Annotated in this window: 4 protein-coding genes; all 4 read left to right on the forward strand. The window is 39.8% G+C overall.

Features of this window, described 5'->3' with window-relative positions; all coding sequences use genetic code 11:
* The coding region (locus tag F6K49_RS36320) for a LuxR C-terminal-related transcriptional regulator (protein ID WP_293104622.1) at window positions 1-187 on the forward strand (187 nt) is incomplete at its 5' end.
* Between the two features lie 299 nt (window positions 188-486).
* Entirely contained in the window at window positions 487-1,602 is a 1,116-nt protein-coding gene (locus tag F6K49_RS36325) for an AAA family ATPase (RefSeq protein WP_293104625.1), read from the forward strand.
* 877 nt (window positions 1,603-2,479) lie between these two features.
* A complete protein-coding gene (locus F6K49_RS36330; protein WP_008180130.1) occupies window positions 2,480-2,602 on the forward strand; it encodes a hypothetical protein in 123 nt (40 codons plus the stop codon).
* A gap of 377 nt (window positions 2,603-2,979) precedes the next feature.
* Window positions 2,980-4,068 (forward strand): tetratricopeptide repeat protein, encoded by a 1,089-nt coding sequence (locus tag F6K49_RS36335; protein ID WP_293104628.1) that lies wholly within the window; start codon window positions 2,980-2,982, stop codon window positions 4,066-4,068.
* The last annotated feature ends 87 nt before the right edge of the window (window positions 4,069-4,155 follow it).

A 4,155-nucleotide genomic window follows, 5' to 3' on the forward strand; every position in this document is an offset into this window, starting at 1 on the left:
TACAGCTAGAGAGCAGAGTGTTTTAGATTTGGTTGCCCAAGGGCTAATGAATAAAGAAATTGCCCGACGTTTAGAGACTAGTGTTCGTAATGTTGAGAAGTACGTTAGTCGTCTGTTTAGCAAAACCGGAACTAATAGCCGTACCGAGTTAGTTCGCTATGCTTTGGAACATGGTTTAACTAAGTAAAGGTTGAGCCTATCCTTAGGAACAGTACAAACAGGATTGTCCATCGTGGGATGGGGTTAACTACGCTTCGGCATTTGCGATCGCAAATCGAGGAGCGTTGATTAATATGAATGCAGTTAAGCCTTGGGAGTGGCGGAAAAGGAATTAAATAGGTATTTTTAAGTGCGGAATGTAGGTTCTAGGTTTTTTTAGGGGTTGGCAGAGTATTTTTGAAATTGTTAAGATCCATTAAAGAACTGCTACATAATTTGCTATACATAACAGAATCGGCTATTTAAATCTTAAATTCAGGAGCATCAGTGAAGTTAATTTCGGTTTTTAACAATAAAGGTGGTGTGGGCAAAACAACTCTTACATATCATTTAGCCTGCGCTTTAGCAGAACTCGGTAAAAAAGTTTTAATGCTTGATTTAGACCCTCAATGTAATTTAACTATTTATGGATTAGATTCAGAAAGTTTACATGAAATTTGGCAGGATGAAGATGGATTCATTGATGATTTTAATGCGACCCGTAAGAAATTTGAAGATTCAGATTTTGAATCGTTTAATAGAAATCACAGAACAATTCATTATATTCTTAAGCCTATAGAGGATGGCATAAGCGAGCCAAAATCTCTTCCTCGTCCAATTGAAGTAGCTACAAACCTAGATTTAATTCCAGGTCGTCTAACCCTACATATGTACGAAAATAAGATTGCCGAACGCTGGGCTGGTTTATATAGGGGAGAACCACTGTCAATTAGAACCATAACTCAAATTAGAGCTATAGCTCGTAGATATGCTTCCGAAAGTAAATATGACTTTATAATTGTGGATACATCTCCAAGTTTAGGAGCTTTAAATAAGGTAATTATATCTACAGTTGATGGTTTTTTAGTGCCTTGTTTTCCTGATATGTTTTCTTTGTATGGAATTAGAAATATTGGTAAATCTTTACTTGAATGGAAAAAAGATTTTGATACTATTTATCCCCTTATTTCTAAAGAGAAAAGAAATGAATTTCCAGAAAGGTTTGTGAGCTTTCTGGGATTTACTATATACAATGCAAAAAAATATTCAGGTCGTACACCCCTCAATCTTGCTCAAGCTGCTTATAATTATGCCAATGATATCCCTCAAACAGTTAGGGATTATATCAGTTCTGAAGTTCGTCAACACTTAGATGATGAGATGATTGATAATCCGATTGGCTATCAAGAAGTTATGCATACACATAATACATTACCTTCAATGGCTCAAAAGTATAGAGTTCCAATTTGGAAAGTTCCTGATGTAAATAATCTCGAAGGAACAGACAAAAATACAATTATAGGTAATCAAGCAATTTACAAGGCAACAAAAGATGCTTATAAAGTTTTTACTGAAGACTTGCTAAGGAGGATAAATCGTTTGAACACTAATCCTGAAGTGTAAGGACCTGCAATCATAAATACCTCGACCAACAATCATCGGAATTGTGAGACGAAATTATTGCAACTGAGACTGCAATCGTAATTTCTCATCCCACATTATTTTCAACCATAATACTCCTCTTAACATTCTTTAAAAACGTGTTCAAAAATACACGTATCTCGGCTGTTGCGTTTGATGACACAAACCCTAGATTGACTCGATGACCTGGCGATACCACTTTTGATTCCCTATTTTTTTGACTTCAAAACTCAAACCTTTAATTCAGACAATAATTTCACCATTAGACTGAGTCTTGCGACAAGCTTCTCTTAAACTAGAGCAGTTACATTAAGCGATCGCACTAGCGTCATCCCCAATTAGAGGAAATTCACCGGAACGGCTGTATGCTCATCTATCTGCTTTGGTAGGTTTTGTATAGCTGAACTGCTAGCTATCTCCGAGTTACCTAGCTTTAGCTTTCATTGCTGCTAGCAAGCTTGCTGAGATCAGGAAGTTGACCTGAACCCGATTATCATTTGACATGATTGACATTCCCCGCTCTAAAGCGACAGGTGCGCCTTCATCAAGGAGTTTCACCGATGAGCGACTGGATCAAGACAGGGATTGAGGACAACATAAGCAAAAAATATCCCTTGACCAATAAATACCTCAAGCACGCTTATATCCCCCGGATAAATCACGGGGGCTAATCCCATTACGTCGGTAACTTCCAATTAAATCCTATTCCCTTCGCCTAAAGAGCAAGCTAGCTCACACTTTAGTCAGTATTAACTTAAGTAAAGTTACGTTAAGATACTTTGCATTTTCTTATCAAGCTTGGCAAAAGTTTGTTATCGTTCATTATCGGCATACATAACTATAAGAAAGGAAAAGACACATGAAGACTTCTCAAACTCCCAACCATTTGGGTCAATCAGTGGCTTTAGGTCTTGTTTTAGTAGTCGCCAGTGTTGGTATTTTCATCCTGATGATGGTTCAAAGTGGTGCTTTGCAATCTTAATAATCGTTACGGATCAGGCTTGCCATCCCTGGTTCAACTTTTCGTGAAACTCAAAAAGCCCACCTATAGCCCTATAGGTGGGTCATAAAAAAAACATCTAAAAGACATCTACTATATAGATCTAAAAGAGGATTGTTAAGTTATATAAATTTAGGCTTGACATCCTTCAACACTAACCCTTCCGGTCTAGACCGGAAGGGTTATTATCATAAGTTAACCCCAAGCAATCCTGTAGCTTAACAAAACTTAACCAAAATTTATCCCGGTTAACCCTTCCCGATTAGCGGGTGTTCATGGTAAAACTCATCAGTATAGTGAACCTCCCAAAGTACACTCTACTGATGACCATGAAAAAATTGACCTTGCTACAGCAAACTTTGTTCCTCCTTCTTAGCTTATTTTTTTCCGTAGTGGCAACCCCCCTGCCAGAAATTGCTGAAGCCATGCCAACTCTGGTATCTAGCCGACAGCAGTATAATCAACAGCTCAATGACCTTCTCCATCAAGCACGAGAGTTTGTAGATGCTGGTGACTATGAGGAAGCTGTTGCTATTTATAAGGAAGCAGCTGAGCTGGAGCAGGGAAACCCTAAGATTTTTTCGGGCATTGGCTACTTACAGGCAAGTCTGGGCAAATTCCAAGACGCTGCCGCCGCTTACAAAAAAGCGATCGCACTAGAGCCAGAAAATCCTAATTTCCATTACGCACTGGGTTACAGTCTCGCCAATGCTGGGGATAATGCTGGTGCTGCTACGGCCTATCGTCGTGCCACTAAACTGAACCGGGAGAATATTAACGCCTATTTTGGTTTGGCCATTACCCTGCTACGTCAAAAGGACTATCAAGGCGCTATAGAAACCTATGAAAAAATCCTGGAAATTGAGCCAGACAATCTAACAGTATACCAGTTAATCGGTGCAGCCTGGTTAGAGCAGGAAAATGCTGAAGAAGCCATTAAAGTGTTCCAAAAAGCAGCGGAAATTGCTCCGAACGAAACCCGTATCCAACTAAGTTTGGGCACAGCTTGGTTGATTCATGGGGATGAGATGGCTGGACTGGCGGCTTTTGAAAAAGCGGTGAAATTAGCCCCTCGTAATCCTGACATTCACCTCCAGATCGGTCAAATCCTGGAATCAAAAGGGAATTTATCCAGTGCCCTCAAAGCATTTCGTCGAGCAGTTTCTGCCCAACCTGATTTAGTAGAAGCACAGGAGTACATCGGGAAAATTCTTCTAGCCCAAGAACAATATGTACCAGCAGTAGTGACCTATAGACGTTTAATTGAACTGGCTCCGGAAAATGCCCAAGCTCACTATAACCTAGGAGTAGCCTTAAAAAAACGTTCTCGCGTCACCGAAGCCCTCACTGCTATCGAAAAAGCCCTAGAACTTTACCAGACTCAACGGGATAACGAAGGGATTGAGCAGACCGAGTCTCTGCTGAAGCAACTGCAAGAGTTTCTTTAAGGATCAGCACAGATCCAAATCTTTTGGATCTATCCCTTTAGCTTTTAATTGCGACCGCAATGCTTTCATACGACTTCTTTCTTGGGA

The sequence above is a fragment of the Moorena sp. SIO3I6 genome (assembly GCF_010672095.1).